At 47.9% G+C, this 18,650-nt stretch carries 11 protein-coding genes and 1 riboswitch; of the genes, 6 read left to right on the forward strand and 5 right to left on the reverse strand.

Annotated elements, in window-relative coordinates; all coding sequences use genetic code 11:
- Nucleotides 1–52 precede the first annotated feature (52 nt).
- Nucleotides 53–1,063 carry an erythrose-4-phosphate dehydrogenase gene (gene epd, locus JYB87_RS15390; RefSeq protein ID WP_207354330.1) on the reverse strand — a complete coding sequence of 337 codons (1,011 nt, stop codon included), beginning with the start codon at nt 1,061–1,063 and terminating at the stop codon, nt 53–55.
- A gap of 101 nt (nt 1,064–1,164) precedes the next feature.
- Nucleotides 1,165–3,162: a transketolase gene (gene tkt, locus JYB87_RS15395; RefSeq protein ID WP_207354331.1), complete on the reverse strand. Its 1,998-nt coding sequence runs from the start codon at nt 3,160–3,162 to the stop codon at nt 1,165–1,167.
- A 400-nt stretch (nt 3,163–3,562) separates the two neighbouring features.
- Between tkt and metK the strand changes: the two genes are divergently transcribed.
- Complete coding sequence (metK, locus tag JYB87_RS15400) at nt 3,563–4,714, forward strand: methionine adenosyltransferase (RefSeq protein ID WP_207356733.1); 1,152 nt, start codon at nt 3,563–3,565, stop codon at nt 4,712–4,714.
- A 167-nt stretch (nt 4,715–4,881) separates the two neighbouring features.
- Here the strand turns inward: metK and arcA are convergent, their stop codons facing one another.
- Nucleotides 4,882–5,598 carry a two-component system response regulator ArcA gene (arcA, locus tag JYB87_RS15405; RefSeq protein WP_207354332.1) on the reverse strand — a complete coding sequence of 239 codons (717 nt, stop codon included), beginning with the start codon at nt 5,596–5,598 and terminating at the stop codon, nt 4,882–4,884.
- A gap of 534 nt (nt 5,599–6,132) precedes the next feature.
- Between arcA and JYB87_RS15410 the strand changes: the two genes are divergently transcribed.
- Nucleotides 6,133–6,564 (forward strand): DUF3293 domain-containing protein, encoded by a 432-nt coding sequence (locus JYB87_RS15410; protein ID WP_207354333.1) that lies wholly within the window; start codon nt 6,133–6,135, stop codon nt 6,562–6,564.
- A gap of 91 nt (nt 6,565–6,655) precedes the next feature.
- Nucleotides 6,656–6,831, forward strand: a riboswitch (Lysine riboswitch).
- Nucleotides 6,832–6,961: 130 nt separating this feature from the next.
- Entirely contained in the window at nt 6,962–8,314 is a 1,353-nt protein-coding gene (gene lysC, locus JYB87_RS15415) for a lysine-sensitive aspartokinase 3 (RefSeq protein ID WP_207354334.1), read from the forward strand.
- A 322-nt stretch (nt 8,315–8,636) separates the two neighbouring features.
- Here the strand turns inward: lysC and fusA are convergent, their stop codons facing one another.
- Together fusA and JYB87_RS15425 are read right to left on the reverse strand one after the other, a co-directional pair.
- On the reverse strand, nt 8,637–10,727 hold the full coding sequence (fusA, locus tag JYB87_RS15420; RefSeq protein WP_207354335.1) for an elongation factor G: 2,091 nt from the start codon (nt 10,725–10,727) through the stop codon (nt 8,637–8,639).
- Nucleotides 10,728–11,159: 432 nt separating this feature from the next.
- Nucleotides 11,160–15,719: an ATP-binding protein gene (locus JYB87_RS15425; RefSeq protein ID WP_207354336.1), complete on the reverse strand. Its 4,560-nt coding sequence runs from the start codon at nt 15,717–15,719 to the stop codon at nt 11,160–11,162.
- Nucleotides 15,720–15,844: 125 nt separating this feature from the next.
- On the opposite strand from JYB87_RS15425, the gene JYB87_RS15430 reads away from it, so the two are divergent.
- From JYB87_RS15430 to JYB87_RS15440, 3 genes are all read left to right on the forward strand, one after another.
- Entirely contained in the window at nt 15,845–16,756 is a 912-nt protein-coding gene (locus tag JYB87_RS15430; RefSeq protein WP_207354337.1) for a LysR family transcriptional regulator, read from the forward strand.
- 116 nt (nt 16,757–16,872) lie between these two features.
- Nucleotides 16,873–18,021, forward strand: a complete 1,149-nt coding sequence (locus JYB87_RS15435; protein ID WP_207354338.1) for a pyroglutamyl-peptidase I family protein — start codon at nt 16,873–16,875, stop codon at nt 18,019–18,021.
- A gap of 50 nt (nt 18,022–18,071) precedes the next feature.
- Nucleotides 18,072–18,626 (forward strand): SprT family zinc-dependent metalloprotease, encoded by a 555-nt coding sequence (locus tag JYB87_RS15440; RefSeq protein ID WP_207354339.1) that lies wholly within the window; start codon nt 18,072–18,074, stop codon nt 18,624–18,626.
- Nucleotides 18,627–18,650 lie beyond the last annotated feature (24 nt).

The following is an 18,650-nucleotide window of genomic DNA, read 5'->3' on the forward strand; positions in this document are numbered from 1 at the left end:
TCGTTAGCGCCGCCATCCTTGCCACGCATGAAAATACTGTTGCCAGTCAACCTTATTGGCGGTCAAACATGGCCAAGCTGGTGTCGAGCATACGGTTCGCAAACCCCCACTCGTTATCACACCACAATAGTAATTTAATCAAGTGACCATCGCTCACGCGCGTTTGGGTACCATCCACAATACTGGAGCGTGGATCATGATTAAAGTCGCATGATACCAAAGGCTCATCGGTAAATCCCAGTATGCCTTCGAGCTTCCCCTTGGTCGCCCCTTTGAGTACTGCGTTCACTTTTTCGATATCGACCCGCGTAGCCACCGTCAAAGACACATCAATCGCGGTAACGTTAATGGTCGGTACTCGCACTGAGATCGCTTCAAACTTATCTTTCATGTGCGGCAAAATCCGCTCAATCCCGCGCGCCAGTTTAGTGTCCACCGGAATAATCGACTGACTCGCAGCGCGGGTACGCCGCAAATCATCATGATAAGCATCTATCACTTGCTGGTCATTCATTGCCGCATGGATTGTAGTGATCGCGCCGCTTTTTATCGCAAACTGTTTATCAAGTTCAGCGATGACCGGAATAATGCAGTTAGTGGTACAGGAGGCGTTAGAGACCACCCGATGCTCAGGCTTGATCAGCTCGTCATTAATGCCATACACAATGGTGGCATCCACATCGGCAGAGGCCGGGTGACTGATCAGCACTTTCTTGGCGCCCGCCTCAAGATGCGCTTCGCAGCTGGCGCGGTCATGCAGTGCGCCGGTGGCTTCAATCACCAAGTCGATATCCAGTGCCTGCCACGGCAACTGCGTCGTATCCGCTTCATGCAACAAAATAATGTTGTCATTACCAATCTGCATCTGCTGTTGCTGCAGCTCTGCGCGCAACGAAAAACGACCATGTGTGGTGTCGTAGTTGGTCAGGTGCACCATAGCTTCAGGTTTCGCCAGTTCATTAATGGCGACGACTTGGATCTGCTGCCGTTTGCCTGATTCATACAAGGCGCGCAGCACCGACCGGCCGATGCGACCATAACCATTAATTGCCACTCTGATCATTCGTACGACTATTGCTCCAATAAAGGGTAAAAACAACAACGGCCTATCATATGACAGGCCGCTGTAATTGGCGAGAAGCCAGCTATCACTTCAGCATATTTTTAGGCAAACAATGCCTGTGCTTTAGCAACAACGTTTTCTACGGTAAAACCAAACTCTTTGAACAGAGCAGCACCCGGAGCAGATTCACCAAAGGTGGTCATGCCAACAACGGCGCCTTCAAAGCCTACATACTTGAACCAGTAGTCAGCATGCGCAGCTTCAATCGCGACACGTTTGGTCACTGCTTTTGGCAGGACAGATTCTTTGTAAGCTGCATCTTGTTCATCAAACTCAGTGGTTGATGGCATAGATACAACGCGAACCGCTTTGCCTTGTTCGCTCAGTGCTGCTGCTGCATCAACTGCTAGTTGTACTTCACTGCCCGTCGCGATCAGGATCAAGTCTGGTGTACCGACGCAATCTTGCAGTACGTAACCACCTTTCGCCACGTCAGCTAACTGTGCGTTAGTACGTGCTTGGGCTTTCAAGTTTTGACGGCTGAAGATCAGTGAGGTTGGTGCATCACGACGTTCAATCGCCGCTTTCCATGCAACTGCAGTTTCTGCGGCATCACATGGGCGCCATACCGCCATTCTTGGGGTCATACGCAGGTTAGCCAGTTGTTCAACCGGTTGGTGAGTTGGGCCGTCTTCACCTTGACCGATTGAGTCGTGGGTGTAAACGAAGATGTTTTGAATGCCCATCAGCGCAGACATACGTACCGCATTGCGGGCGTATTCCATAAACATCATGAAGGTCGCGCCATAGTTGATGAAACCACCGTGCAGTGACACACCATTCATAATGCCGCTCATACCGAACTCACGTACGCCGTAGAATACGTAGTTACCTGCAGGATCAACTTGAATACCTTTTGAACCCGCCCAAAGCGTTAAGTTAGAACCCGCTAAGTCAGCGCTACCGCCGAATAGTTCAGGCAACAGTGCACCAAAAGCGGCGATCGCATTTTGAGAGGCTTTACGACTGGCAATGCCTTCGCCTTTGGCTTGGCATTCTTCGATGAAGGCTTGTGCTTTGGCTTCAAACTCTGCTGGCAGTTCGCCTTTCAGCACGCGACGCTCATATTCAGCCGCCAGTTCAGGATAGGCTTTCGCATATGCAGCGAACTTGTCATTCCATGCAGCTTCGCGAGCAGTACCTGTTTCCTTAGCGTCCCAACCTGCGTATACATCAGCAGGGATTTCAAATGGGGCATAAGGCCAGCCTAAGAATTCACGTGCTGCAGCGATTTCAGCATCACCCAGCGGTGAACCGTGGCAATCGTGGCTGCCTGATTTGTTTGGCGAACCGAAACCGATGATCGTTTTACAGCAGATCATGGTTGGTTTGTCGGTAACGGCTTTTGCTGCTTCGATTGCGGCACGGATGGCGTCGCTGTCGTGACCATCCACATCGGCAATCACATGCCAGCCATAAGCTTCAAAACGTTTTGGTGTGTTGTCGGTGAACCAACCTTCAACGTGACCGTCGATAGAGATACCGTTGTCATCCCAGAAAGCGATCAGTTTACCCAGCCCCAAAGTACCGGCCAAGGAGCAAGCTTCGTGAGAGATACCTTCCATCAAGCAACCATCGCCGAGGAAACAGTAGGTATAGTGATCAACAATGTCATGACCGTCACGGTTGAATTGTGCAGCCAGTGTTTTTTCAGCAATTGCCATACCGACTGCGTTGCTGATCCCCGCGCCCAATGGGCCAGTGGTGGTTTCAACACCTGGGGTATAGCCATATTCTGGGTGACCTGGGGTCTTTGAATGCAACTGACGGAACTGTTTCAGATCGTCAATGCTCAGATCGTAACCCGTCAAATGCAGCAGTGAGTAGATCAGCATTGAGCCATGGCCGTTTGACAGGACGAAACGATCTCGGTCTGACCATTTTGGATTGTTCGGGTTGTGCTTGAGGAAATCGTTCCACAGCACTTCAGCAATATCAGCCATGCCCATCGGTGCGCCTGGGTGACCTGAATTTGCCTTTTGAACTGCGTCCATACTGAGTGCACGGATAGCGTTAGCGAGTACTTTCCGAGAAGACATGCTCTCTCCTGCTTAAAATGTGTGAGGTCTTAGAGGGTAAAAATGTGATGGGCATCATTTTCACGCAGAGTGACTAATGAATCAAATAAAATTCCATCAATTCGTATTGCGATTTAGCTATAAAAAACTACAAATGACCACAAATCATTCAACATTATTGAAAGCTTATTAACAAAATGCTAATCGCAATCGAAAATCCTCAACCATGTAGTGCTGCGCGTCGCCCCATCAAACCCCGTTGTTCGTTAGATGTTCAATAATTTGCACGATAGCTAATGCACAATTTCTGACATTGGGGGTGTTATCAGCCCCATTTTTGATTAAAATAGACGTCTAGATGGAAAAGCATCTAAACTGCTTTTACCGAGTTGTCACACTCACTAACGAGATTTTCCCTATTATGGCAAGACACCTGTTTACCTCTGAGTCGGTCTCAGAAGGACATCCAGACAAAATCGCCGATCAGATTTCTGATGCGGTGCTCGACGCCATTTTGGCCCAAGACCCAAAGGCCCGCGTCGCATGTGAAACCTATGTCAAAACTGGCATGGTAATGGTTGGCGGTGAAATCACCACTTCTGCATGGGTTGATATTGAAGAATTAACCCGTAAAACCGTTCGCGAAATTGGTTACACCAGCTCAGAAATGGGTTTTGATGCCAACTCTTGTGCGGTGTTGAGCGCGATTGGTAAACAATCACCAGACATCAACCAAGGCGTGGATCGCAAAGATCCTAAAGAACAAGGCGCCGGTGACCAAGGCTTGATGTTCGGTTACGCCAGCAACGAAACTAGCGTGCTGATGCCAGCCCCTATTACTTATGCGCACGCATTGGTAAAACGTCAATCTGAAGTACGTAAAGCAGGCATTCTGCCTTGGTTACGTCCAGATGCGAAATCACAAGTGACCTTCGCCTATGACGAAGGCAAAATTGTGGGCATCGACGCTATCGTGTTGTCAACCCAGCACGGTGAAGAAGTCTCAATGAAAGAGCTGCAAGAAGGTGTGATGGAAACCATCATCAAACCGACTCTGCCAGCAGAATGGTTGACCAAAGAGACCAAATATTTCATCAACCCAACTGGTCGTTTCGTGATCGGTGGTCCAATGGGTGACTGTGGTCTGACTGGCCGTAAAATCATCGTAGATACTTACGGTGGTATGGCACGTCACGGCGGTGGTGCGTTCTCAGGTAAAGATCCATCAAAAGTTGACCGTAGTGCGGCATACGCTGCACGTTACGTTGCCAAAAACTTGGTGGCTGCAGGTCTAGCTGACCGTTGTGAAATCCAAGTGTCTTACGCGATTGGTGTGGCTGAGCCAACTTCTATCAGCGTAGAAACCTTTGGTACTGGTAAACTGTCTGAAGAAAAATTGGTGCAATTAGTGCGTCAACACTTCGACCTGCGCCCATACGGCCTGACTGAAATGTTGGATCTGGCACGCCCAATCTATCAAGCAACGGCAGCATACGGCCACTTCGGTCGTGAAGAGTTCCCATGGGAGAAGACCGACAAGGTTGAAATCCTGAAAGCGGACGCTGGCCTGTAATTCGATGAGTCAGCAATGTCGCCAAATAAAGTCGCCAAGTGCGGCTTTATTTTTGCCCGTCATCTGCGGTGTTACGCGCATAAAAAAGAGCCCGGTTGGGCTCTTTCTTTATCGCTATTAGCCAGCGGTCGTCGCTATAGCTATTGCAATCAACGCGCTCGGTGTCATTAGTCTTCTAAATGACCGCAGAAACGATAACCTTCACCATGAATAGTGGCGATGATTTCAGGAGTTTCCTGATGGTTTTCGAAGTGCTTACGAATACGACGGATCGTCACATCGACAGTACGGTCATGTGGCTTCAGTTCGCGGCCAGTCATCTTCATCAGCAATTCAGCGCGGGTCAGGATCTTGCCTGGGTTTTCAACAAAGTGCAGCATGGCGCGGAATTCAGAACGTGGCAGCTTGTGCGCTTCGCCTTCTGGGTTCACCAAAGAGCGGCTGTTCACATCCAGCGTCCAACCATTGAATGCATATGCTTCAATCGCAGACTTTTCTTCAGGCTCTGAGCTCACACTGGTGACACGCGTCAACAGGTTGCGTGCACGAATGGTCAATTCACGTGGGTTGAAAGGCTTAGTGATGTAGTCATCAGCGCCAATTTCCAAGCCCAAGATTTTATCCACTTCGTTGTCACGACCAGTGAGGAAGATCAAGCCAATGTTGTTGATTTCACGCAATTCGCGGGCTAACAACAAACCGTTTTTACCTGGCAAGTTGATATCCATTACTACCAGATTAATTTTGTTCTCTTGTAACGCTTTGTGCATCTCCGCACCGTCGTTTGCTTCTGAAACGACATATCCTTCAGCTTCGAAAATGCTTCTCAGAGTGTTACGGGTAACAGCTTCGTCTTCTACAATAAGAATGTGCGGGTTTTGCATATCATTTACCTAAATAAATCAGTGGATTCTAACCATGAGCTGCGCTCATGCCTGTATCGCTCTGCTAATTCCAATACGTTGAATTTTAATGGCTATTAACCAAAATCAGGTTACACAGTCAGTACTTCATGATTAGTTGAATTTTTGTGTACAACAAAGGTGTACGAAATGTAATAACTCAGATACTCAGTGTGGCATTAAGTTCCAGCTTATTCTTGAATATCCGGTCAAAATTCTTTCTCGTTCAGGAACCGAACAGCTTGGCACGACTCAAGTTGCGCCTAGCAAATATCCTGTTCGGTGGCAATCGAGCAAACTTGTGATCGTTAGCCGATATTGTACTCTTATTGGGCATTTGTTAACAAATGAAATGTTAACAAATTTGCCGCAAAAGCCCATTTTCAAGGGATTTTTAGTTAAATAAGGGACGGTTTGTCCCAAAGATTGATAAAGTTCGTCACATAAGAGAATTACTTTGGATTTTGTTTCGGCTTTGCTAGACTACTGCGAGCTATCTTTAGGAGCCGCTTAAGAATGGACGTAGCGTTCAAACAGCTCTGGCAACATTATCAAAATAGTTGTTTTTTGCTGACTCAATATTTAAATCCCCCGTGCGCATTTGCCATTATTACTGCCAGTAACCCTTTGGGTATTCTCCTTTCCAGCAGTCAAAATCGTTTACGAGACAAACAACTTCAGCAAGATATTCATCAAAGTGGCTGTGCTTATCGCGCCATGATGGGTGCCTCTCCCGATTTACAACATATGGAAAAAAGCTGGGCGGTCTATCTCGATCAAGCCAGTGCACATCAGTTAGCCCATAAGTATCAGCAAAATGCTTTCTACTACGTAGAGAACGGCCACATCCATCTAATCCCTTGCCACAGTAAAGCTGAGCCGGTAACCATGGGTGAATTTAGTCAGTATGTTCGTATCGTTGAAGAGCTGCCAGAGATCTTAGACTAATACCTCTTTTGGCTGGTTTTGCACGAAAACTACACGCCAGCGTTGACAATGTAGCCATAGCACTGTAATTTTCCTTCTCCTTCCTTTGGGAAGAAACAGAAGAGGAGCGTCTACTAGGTAGTGAGTTTGAGGATACCAATTATCCACTGACAACTCATGAGGGAGATAGACGCCGAGGTTAACGTGAGATTGGTAGCGCGTTTACCGGTTGGTTAGGCTGAATCCTAACGACTGTCACCGTATTTTTGGTGGAGAGCTTCTGGTGTGACCATCGCTTTTCCCTTCTTAGGGTGCCTTGTACTAGCACCAGGCTCTTCGAACGAAATTTGTTCGGAGCTGACATGAAATTCAATCCAGTTACAGTTTGTGTATTCTTCCCATGTGGGAGGGTCTGCTAATGTCTTTAGTTGTCGCAAAATTTGGCGGTACTTCCGTCGCTGACTACAGCGCGATGAATCGTTGTGCCGATATTGTGCTAAATAATCCTAACACTCGGGTTGTGGTCGTAAGCGCCTCAAGCGGTGTGACCAACTTACTGGTGGAATTAGCCCAAGCAAACCTCACCGAGGCGCAACGATTAGCACTGTTGAAAAAAATTGCGCAAATCCAGTATGCCATCGTGGATTGCCTAGCCCGTCCTGACGATGTTAGCGCGGCGATAGATCGTTTACTGAGCAAGGTTGACGTATTGAGTCAACAGTTCCAAGCCGATCCAAACAAAGCCACTGCCGATGAATTGTTATCACTCGGTGAGCAGTGTTCATCACAGTTGTTTGCCGCGGTGATCAGAGAACGTGGCGTAGTGTCATCAGCCTTTGATGTGCGCCAAGTGATGCGTACCGACAGTTTATTTGGTCGTGCAGAACCGCAAATTGCTGAGCTGAAAGCACTTGCCACAGAAAAACTGCAGCCATTGCTCGCCAGCCAAATTATCGTAACCCAAGGCTTTATTGGTGCCGATGAAGAAGGCCGTACTACTACCTTAGGCCGTGGTGGCTCAGACTACTCTGCGGCCTTGCTCGCTGAAGCGTTAAATGCTGATGCAGTAGAAATTTGGACTGACGTGCCAGGGATTTTCACCACGGATCCACGCTTAGCACCAAATGCTACTGCGATTCCTGAGATCAGCTTTAACGAAGCTGCGGAAATGGCCACCTTTGGTGCGAAAGTGTTGCACCCAGCAACGATTCTGCCTGCAGTCAGACAACAGATTCAGGTGTTTGTCGGTTCTAGCAAAGCGCCAGAATTAGGTGGCACTTGGATTCGCCATCAAGTTGATAATCCGCCAGTTTACCGTGCGGTTGCGTTACGTCGCGACCAAACCTTGTTAAACCTACACAGCTTGCAGATGTTGCACGCTCAAGGCTTCTTGGCACAAACCTTTGCAACCTTAGCCAAACACAAAATCAGTGTGGATTTGATTACCACCTCTGAAGTGAACGTGTCGCTGACGCTGGATAAAACCGGTTCCGACTCTAGCGGTCAAGGTCTGCTGACTGAAGCGCTGCTGCAAGAACTGTCACAACACTGCCGAGTGCGCGTTGAAGATAAGTTGGCGTTGGTGGCAATCATTGGTAACCGTATCGCGACCACAGCTGGCATCTGCCAGAAGGTGTTTACCGTGTTGGCACCGCACAATGTGCGAATGATTTGCCAAGGCGCAAGCCCACACAACTTATGTGTGTTGGTACATGAGTCAGAAGCTGCAGATGTGGTTGCAGCGTTGCACCGCGATTTATTCGAACAGTAAGCTCAAACCCGTTGTTCTCAGTCTTATGGTCGCCGAGCATTGTGGCGGCCATTAGATTGCACAGAATCTGCAAAATCCTCAACATCTTCACAATCAGTGCTGCACTTCCCCTAGTGCGTAGTGGCTGTTATCCCACTATTTTTCGCTGCGTTTTATTCAAGCATCTTACGCTGACCGGCGCATTGCATGTGTTGTTCAACCGCATCGTAGACTCACGTCTGTAATCGCTCGGATTGTATCGGCTGAAAAGTTTCTGCTGCAAAAGCTACAGGCACAAAAAAGCCCGCATTCGCGGGCTTTTCATTAATTAGCGCAGCAACGCTTATTTAGCAGCAGCTTTTTTCGCTTTAGTTTCTGCGATAACTTTTTCAGCTACGTTAGCAGGACATGCAGAGTAGTGTGAGAACTCCATAGAGAACTGACCACGACCTGAAGTCATTGTACGCAGAGTACCGATGTAGCCGAACATTTCAGCCAATGGCACGTCAGCTTTAACGCGAACGCCAGTCAGACCAGCTTCTTGGTCTTTGATCATGCCGCGACGACGGTTCAAGTCACCGATCACGTCACCAACGTGGTCATCTGGAGTGAACACGTCAACTTTCATGATAGGTTCCAACAACTGTGGACCCGCTTTTGGCATAGATTGACGGAACGCGCCTTTTGCTGCGATTTCAAACGCGATGGCTGATGAGTCAACTGCGTGGTAAGAACCATCGAACAGGTCAACTTCAACGTCCAATACTGGGAAGCCAGCCAAAGGACCTTCGCTCATCATTGATTTGAAACCGAATTCAACTGCTGGCCAGAATTCACGAGGTACGTTACCACCAACAACTGATGATACGAACTTGAAGCCAGAGTTTGGTTCGCCTGGACGGATGCGGTAATCGATCTTACCGAATTGACCAGAACCACCAGATTGCTTCTTGTGAGTGTAGCTGTCTTCAACGGCTTTGGTGATGGTTTCACGGTAAGCCACTTGAGGAGCACCAACAGTCAATTCAACACCGTGAGTACGTTTCAGGATGTCTACTTTAATGTCCAAGTGCAGTTCACCCATACCTTTCAGGATGGTGTCGCCAGTTTCTTGGTCAGTTTCAACTTGGAATGATGGATCTTCAGCAACCATTTTACCCAGTGCGATACCCAGTTTCTCAGAAGCACCTTTGTCCTTCGGAGTTACTGCGATAGAGATTACTGGAGTTGGGAAGATCATCGGTTCCAGAGTACATTCATGCTTAGGATCACACAGAGTGTGACCAGTCTGAACGTTCTTCATACCTACAACTGCAATGATGTCGCCAGCTTGTGCGCTATCGATTTCAGCACGGTCGTTAGCGTGCATCATCACCATACGACCAACACGTTCGGTCTTGCCGGTCGCGCTGTTCAGAATGGTGTCACCCTTGTTCAGTTTACCTGAGTAGATACGGATAAAGGTCAGAGCACCGAAACGGTCGTCCATGATCTTGAACGCCAACGCGCGGAATGGCTCATCAACAGATACAGTCGCAACTTCACCAGTTTCTTCACCAGTTTCTGGGTCAGTCAGCGGTTGTGGCACAACTTCAGTTGGGTTAGGCAGGTAGTCTACAACACCGTCCAGAACCAACTGCATACCTTTGTTCTTAAACGCAGAACCACAGAAGGTTGGGAAGAATGCCAGGTTGATAGTACCTTTACGGATACAACGCTTGATGTCTTCGATAGAAGGTTCTTCACCTTCCATGTAAGCTTCCATCAGATCATCGTCTTGCTCAACGGCAGTTTCGATCATCAGTTCACGGTATTCTTCTACTAGATCAACCATGTCTTCTGGTACGTCACTAACGGTGTAGTTTTCTGGCAGACCAGTTTCGTCCCAAATGTAGGCTTTACGGGTCAGAACGTCTACTACGCCTTTGAAGTCATCTTCGATACCGATAGGCAGAGTCATCACCAATGGGTTAGCTGCCAGAACGCGTTTAATTTGAGCAACTACGCGCAGGAAGTCGGCACCCATACGGTCCAGTTTGTTTACGAAGATGATACGCGCAACTTCTGATTCGTTCGCATAACGCCAGTTGGTTTCTGATTGTGGTTCTACACCACCGCTACCACAGAATACACCAACGCCACCGTCCAGAACTTTCAGAGAACGGTATACTTCAACGGTGAAGTCAACGTGTCCAGGGGTATCGATGATGTTAAAACGGTGATCTTTCCAGAAACAGGTAGTCGCAGCTGACTGAATGGTGATACCACGTTCAGCTTCCTGATCCATGAAGTCCATGGTTGAAGCGCCATCATGTACTTCACCCAGTTTGTGGATCTTACCAGTGAGTTTCAGGATACGCTCGGTGGTGGTAGTTTTACCCGCGTCAACGTGAGCAAAAATACCAATATTTCTGTATTTCGATAAGTCAGTCATGATTCAACTTCATTATGAGTTAGTGAATAGGAGACGGAGTGTGCCACTTCGTTTGCTGCGACAGACGGTACCCCATTTATTAAGGCGCGTATTATAACACCGAAATCCCACCTTCCTGCAATCCACAGATTCAAATTTCACCAGCGTCTTAACAATAGCACGGTAAAAATAGGAATTTACGGCTTATTACCTTTACTTTTCAACACCTTAAATGACAAAAAATATAGATGTAATTGCAACTAAGTTGGTTTTCTGCGGCTGGTTTTACAGGATTTTGCCGGATATTTCAAAAAAACCTCGAGATCTTGAGGAATTTGTTTACAGAAATTCGCATTTAGCCATCACAAAAATCGAGTGTTTACCCGCGCCGGATAAAGTGTAGTCAACAAAAAAGCCCGCAATGCGGGCTTTTTATGACATTTCGTTTACCGCTTAGTTGGCATCAACCGGTGAGATAACAAACAGCAAGTCACCTTGTGATACTTGTTGGCCGTTACCGTTAAGAATACGCTCGATACGATATTGCTTATCTTCTGCGTACAGCACCGCGTTCTTACGGTTAAAGCCTGCCAACGTGATTTGCGAGAACATCTTCATCGCTTCGGTCAAACCAAGGGTTTGATCCACAGTCACAATGTCGCCTTCTTTAACGAAGTCGGCTTCACCCGGTGCTGGCGAGCTGTAGAAGATACCTGCGCCTTGTGCCAGCACTTTCAGTTCGTTCGACTCACCCACACGCAGTGATTCGGTATCAACCGCTTTAGCTTCTGCCGCCGCTTCCATTTCCGCGATCAACGCAGGAATATCCAATTCCGCCATCAAGCGTGGCAGGTAATTGGTATCGTACACGCCTTCACGGAAGGTACGATCCGCCAGAATGCGTTTCAGCAATGGAATGTTAGTCGCGATACCTTTGATCGATACGCTATCCAAGTAGCTCAGCATACGGCTGATAGCATCTTCACGGTCTTCACCATGAACGATGATTTGCGCAATCAAGCTATCGTAGTAAGGCGATACTTCTTTGCCTTCTGCCGCGATAGAGATCACGTCGATATCATCACGCTCAGGCATCACACATTCAGTGATCAAACCTGGGTTAGGCAGCAGTTGCAGAATGCCATGGCTGTCCAGCGCTGCTTTCTCAGCAGTCACACGCACTTCCATCGCATAGCCCAGCTCTTGTGGTTGCAGCTCTTCGATAGAACGGCCAGACGCGATGTCAAACTGCGCGGTGACAATATCAATACCAGAGGTCAGCTCAGTTACTGGGTGTTCTACTTGCAGACGAGTATTCATCTCCATGAAGTACACTTCGTTGGCATCCAAGTTATAGATGAACTCAACAGTACCAGCTCCCATATAGTCGGTCGCATCGCCCAAAGCTTCAGTGTATTTCATCACTTTGGCTTTCAGCTCATCTGGCAGCATGGTTGAGCCAGATTCTTCGATCACTTTCTGGTTGTTACGTTGTACCGAACAGTCACGCAAACCCAATACTTTGGTGTTGCCGAACTGGTCACGCAACAGCTGTACTTCGATGTGACGTAGTGAAGTCACATATTTTTCCAAGTACAGGTCGCCGTTACCGAACGCCGCAGCAGCTTCAGTTGCAGTTTTTTGGAACAGGCCAATCATCTCTTCTGGACGACGAACTACCTGAATACCTTTACCGCCACCGCCTTGTACCGCTTTCAGCAGCACTGGGTAACCGATCTCATTAGCCACGTTCACCGCTTGCTCAGCATTGGTCAAAATACCGTGTGAACCAGGCACTACTGGTACGTTTTGCGATTGAGAGGTCTTAATCGCATTCGATTTGTTACCCATGGTGGTCATTGAGTTCACGCTTGGGCCAACAAAGTTCACGCCGTTGTTTACACACAATGCAGCAAACTGTGGGCTTTCAGACAAGAAGCCGATACCTGGGTGCAGTGCGTCAACTTGCTCGTAATCAGCAACACGCAGCACTGAGTAGGCGTTCAAGTAAGATTCGTCAGAGGTGTTACCACCCAAACAAACCAGCTTGTCGTTCTCTTTCAGCATGTCGGCTGGTACTGAGGTCATGTCAGGATCTGACGCCACCAAGACCACATTGATGTTGTTGTCGTGTGCTTTACGGATCAGTTTCACTGCCGTACAACCACGGGCATGAATCAACACTTTATCGATCGGCTTCATCAACTTACGCGGATCGTCTTGGACGATTTCGCCAGTGATTTCGTTATGGTTTTCTGGCACCAGCGACGACAGCGCTGAACTGATCACATCTTCAATGTTTTCAGTCGGCATTGGCATCAATGGGTCGATACCGGCCAGTGCATCATTCAAAGTATCGCTGAATGGGTTGTTCACCAGACCATTCATCGCACCCGGTACTTTTGACAAGTAGTTCGACAGGGTGGAGGTTGATGGCAGGTAAGCCGGTACTACCATTTGGCCTGCAAATGGCATGTTAGTACCAGACAGGTAATAGGTTTGTACCAATGGGTGAGTCACGAATGACGCTTGCGCACCACCAGTACAGTCACCGAAACCAAACATCATCACTGGCAATTCGTTATCACGAATGAAACGGGTCAGACGGTCGTTTACAACTGCCATAGAGAACAGCGCAGAGCCACCCTCTTTGGTCTGCATACCACCAGAGCTGATAAAACAGATCACTGGCAGACGACGTTTAGCACATTCGATCAACAGTGCAGAGAATTTCTCAGCACTCGCCATATCAAACGCACCGGCTTGGAACGCTGTGTTAGATACCGCAACACCCACACGCAGCTTTTTGCCATTGTGCTCAAAGTCCGCGAGACCAGTAATCAAACCACATGGGCGAATACCTTTATCTAGCGCATCTTCGATAGAAAGACGGAAGCCTGGGAAGTTCAATGAGTTAGCAGTCATCTTGTCGCCGTTCAACTCATCAAAATTGTTGAAGAACGTATCAACAATGTTGTTCCAAGTCATCTTGCCGGTTTTCTTCTCTTCACGCAGCACTTTCTGGATCAACAAGTCTTGATAACCCATGGTCAGACGGTTCCAGAAGTCTTTACGACGACCGATACGCACTGGGTTAATCGCACCTGTGTACTGAGTGTTGTCTTCTTCGCTGTCGAAATATTCAGGCAACAGACGCTCAAAGAAGTAGGTCAGAATTACGAACAAGCTGTTGTTCAGTTGTGGGAAACCAACGCTCTTCCACTGCTCAGTTTTGGTCAGCAGTTCAGCGCGGTTTGACTGTTCCATGAAGTACTTCAGCCACTTGTAGAACTTGCTCTTGTCGTTGGCCACATCTTGGGTCGACATCGCACGGTCAATCGACTTGTGCAGCAAGCTATCAACTGAACTACGTGACAGGCTCTTGTTCATCATCGCTTCTTTAGCGATAGACGCTAGATTGCCAACAACGTGGTCGTACAGAGCGTTGAAGATCAGAATGTTGTAACACTGCCAAATAAAGTCTTCACGCAGCTCTTGATTCACCACCACGTCAAGTACGGTCAGCTCATTCAGCTCTGGCCATGGCGCTTGAGTCACTTCTGTTGGCAGGGTTTCCAGATACTGGATCAAGCCTTTGAAGTTATTCGCTGCGTTCGCTTTCCAACGGTGGTACAGCGACCAGCAGATGTTGAACAACAGAGCCTTACGTGCTTTTTTGTAGTTCTCTTTTGGTTCGCCCAAAATCAAACGAGTCAGCATGTTACGTTCAGTGCTTACGTCGTCACGCTTAGCCACAAAGTTGTTCCACAACTTGGCCAGTTCTTCGTCGTAAATCACTTTATCTGGGCTAGACAGCCAAGATTGGAATACTTTTTCCTGTTCTTTTTGAATACGTTGCAGCAAGTCACCTTCAGGCACACTGACTTTTGACAAGCGGCCGTATTGTTCCATTGAAATTGAATGGATGCGGCTACGCAGGGTCAAATAACGCAGATAACGGTAAGCACTACCGAACAGGTTAAGGTGCATAGTTGGGTTGCTTGACTGTGACATATGCACAGCGCTATCCAACGCTTTCAGATCCTTTGAAGGATACAAGAAACGGTTCAAACTACGGCGATAATGCTCTTTGAGATCGTCAGATTCTTTAACGAATTCAATCGCTGCCGATTCAATGGCTTCGATACCGCTGATAATCGCACGGCGCAAGTTGTGTTGACGCTCATCGCGATCGCTTGGCGAGAAGTCGATGATGCCGTCGATACAACCGGCAGTGTAAAGCTCTTCTGGCGACACGCCCACTGACTTAGCACATTCCTGCCAAGACAAGTTGAACTTGCGCGCAATGCTCTGCAGACCCTGTGGCTGAATGGTGTTGAAGATACCGTCACGTAGCGACAACAAAATGTTGGCTGCCGCTAAGGGAATCGCACCACCGGAGTAACCGGCACCAATCACGATACCCAGCGTAGGTACATCTACGTTAACGCTTTCAGCAATAGCACGTGAAATAGAGTGTGCTTGGTTATGGCTGTTAGCAACTTCGCCAGCATCTGCCCCCGGAGTGTCAATCATAAATACGATTGGCATCGAAAGCTCAGCGAAGTGACGTACCGCTTCACAACACATTAAGTGATGTTCTGGCATCCACGCACCATTTGAGGTGGTACGTTCTTGGGCAACAAAACCGATACGGCGGCTGCGGCCACCGAAGTTCAATTCAATTTCGGCACGATAAAAAGGACCGTGAGTCTCTTCTGCAATCATTTTGCCTTTCAGTTCGGCAATGATGCGTTTTGCCCCAGGACGGTTTTTGTCCAAGGTTGGCTGAATGACTTTGTTAACGTAGCCGTCAACGTCTAACTGTGACAGAGATTTAAGGTTGGCCTGAATGGCATCTTCATCTAATAAACCTTTGATCTCGTCGTTCAGACTTTTCTTGCTATGTTCAGGGAAAAGGGAGAAATCTTTTGCCAGATGTTCCGCATGTAAAAACAACGGATCTGGAGTTTGTGACTGAGTCATGTTTGCGGGCTGCTTTGTGCTGGTCATCGAATCGATCCTCTGCTAAGCCTCTTTATTTATGATACAGCGATCAAATATAACTTTGATGCACTCAAAATTACTATTAAACTGGCTTAGACACTTTGTTCCATATTTGAGACAGTAAGAAAAACATGCCAGATTTGAATGGGATGCTGCTATTCGCGGCAGTGGTCAGAGCAGAAGGATTCTCACAAGCAGCAAGAGAACTCGGATTGCCAAAATCCACTATCAGTCGCAAAATTGCCCAGTTAGAGCAAGAGCTCGGTGTCCGTTTATTGCAACGAAACACGCGCTCAATCAGCCTGACACAGATTGGTGCGCTATTTTATCAGCACTGTCAAAATATAACCAATGAAGTGGAAGCTGCAAAGGCGACCATCGAATATACCCATAACGATGTTGCGGGTTTGTTGCGGATTGCGATTCCAGTCTCATTTAACCAAGAAGTGATCGCTAACTTATGCAGTGGCTTTATGCATCTTTATCCCGGCATTGAGCTTGATGTGCAGTTTACCGATGCTGAAGTCGGCTTGGTCGGTGAAGGCTATGACATTGCCATCAAATATGGCCCGCTGCAATCTTCTGACTTGGTGGCCAGATTACTGTTTGAACGCCAACCTATCTTAGTAGCCAGCCCCGCCTATTTAAAAGCCAAGGGCACGCCTGCTACCCCCAAAGATTTAGCACAGCATGATGGTATTTTGCTGGGGACATTACGCTCGGCGCCCATTTGGCCGCTCGGTAAGGGCAACCGCAAAACCATGGCCAGCTTTAAACGCCGCGTGCGGGTGAATAGCTCTGTAATGGTGAAGCGGATGGCGCTAGATGATTTTGGTATCGCCATTCTGTCTAACTCGGTTTGCAAAAGTGAAATCGCCAGTGGCACTTTAGTGCCATTACTGCAGGAATGGCCGATTGAGCCCTTTAAGGTCTACGGGGTTTATTCCAGCCGTCGTCAATTGGCAACCAACATCAGCGTCTTTCTCGACTTTTTTACCAAACGTTTCGGCAGCCAAGAGTCACTACAGTCATTAATGATGTAGTGCGAGTCGACAAATCATCTAAGATTAATGGCTTATATCCTTTAATGTGGCGAAATGCTGGTGCATACTTAACTGATAAGGAATTGTTAAAATCGTTGCTGCTAAGGAACTGTCCCATGCACAAGTCGCTGTTATTCAGTACATTACTCCTAAGTTGTTGTGTTTCACTTACCGCCAACGCTGGTGTAGAAGAACAGCGTATCGCAACTGCTGCTGCAGCCATGCCGCAAGTCGTTGACCGCTATCAAGCCTTTGTTGATGACTTGGGCAGCAAATATGCCAAACAAAATGACGAGCTGAAGGTTACGCAGATGGTGGCGCAGTTAGGTAAACGCGTCTGGCAACAAGCAGTGCGCGATGTGCAATCTGGCCATCCCGATGATCGCTCGCTTTATTGGTCACGGTTAAAGATGCGTCAATTGCTGGATGATTCAAAACCCGCCTTCAACATTGCCGATTGGCAAAAGCAGATACTCATTAAAGCCGTCGAGAAATCCTCGCGCGGCTTTAGTGATCTTGAATACGCCGATAACGCCACGGTTAAAATTCTGCTCACTGGGTTTGACCCGTTTTTCCTCGACCGCCACATAGATCAAAGTAACCCTTCGGGTTTAGTGGCTCTTGCGCTTGATGGTTATCAGTTCCAAGTGAACGGTAAAACCGCGCAAATTGAAACTGTGATGATCCCGGTGCGCTATGCAGATTTTGATGAAGGCATAATCGAATCCTTACTGACGCCGGTATATCGCGATCATCAAGTCGACATGATATTCACCGTGAGCATGGGGCGAGACAATTTTGATATCGAGCGTTTCCCAGGGCGTAACCGCTCAGCAAAGGCGCCTGACAATCGTAATGTTTACACCGGTGCCGATAAAACCCACCCCATCGCGCCAATGCTCGATGGCAAAACCCTGAATGGTCCAGAGTTTGTTGAATTCTCACTGCCAGTAGCAGCAATGCAAAAAGTGGCTGGGCGTTGGCCGATTAATGATAATCATCAGGTCACTACCCTGTCTCGTGGTAGCTTTGCAGCCTCATCTTTAGCCGAATTGCAAAACGAAACCTCAGTTGAAGGCTCAGGTGGCGGGTATTTGTCGAATGAAATCTCATATCGCTCCATCCTGCTGCGCGAGCAGTTGGGCAGTAAAATTCCGACCGGCCACATTCATACACCGAAATTAACCAACTACGATGCCGAAATGGAACAAGCGGTCGTAGAGCAAGTGAAGCAGATGATTGCTGCGGCAGCGGCGACACTGTAAGCTGACGCCCGACATTTGCTATCAATGTCGGGCGAAATTTTAGGTGGAGTATGTGGTTTTCTCGTCGAGCAGTTAGTCGTCAACCTTCAGCCGCAATCGCAAAATCTGCGTTAGCCAAAACCAGCAACCAAGCTGCCGTTATGCAGCGTATTAATGAGTGTTATCAACTTGCTGAGCAACACTTTCGCAAAAGCTTTACACGGCCAAGTGTTCATTTTAGTTTGCGTGGCAAAGCTGCTGGCACCGCACATCCAATCCAACAAATGCTCCGTTTTAACGCTGTATTACTGGAAGAAAATCCCAACGTATTTTTGAGCGAAGTCGTGCCCCATGAAGTGTGCCACCTGCTGACGCATCAGCTTTATGGCAAGGTAAAACCTCATGGGATTGAATGGAAGGCGCTGATGCAGCAGCTTTTTCAGCTGTCCGGCAAAGTAACGCATCAATTGGATATCAGCTCTGTGACGCCAAAGGGTGTGATGTATCGCTGCCATTGTGGCCCGCTTGAGCTGAGTGTCAGACGCCACAATAAAGTGATGCGCCAGCAAGCACATTATCAATGTCGCCGCTGCGGCCAAAAGCTCGAACCCGTTCTCAACGACTAGCCATACAGTAATAAAGGTTGCAGT

This window comes from Shewanella avicenniae (assembly GCF_017354945.1).
GTDB lineage: Bacteria > Pseudomonadota > Gammaproteobacteria > Enterobacterales > Shewanellaceae > Shewanella > Shewanella avicenniae.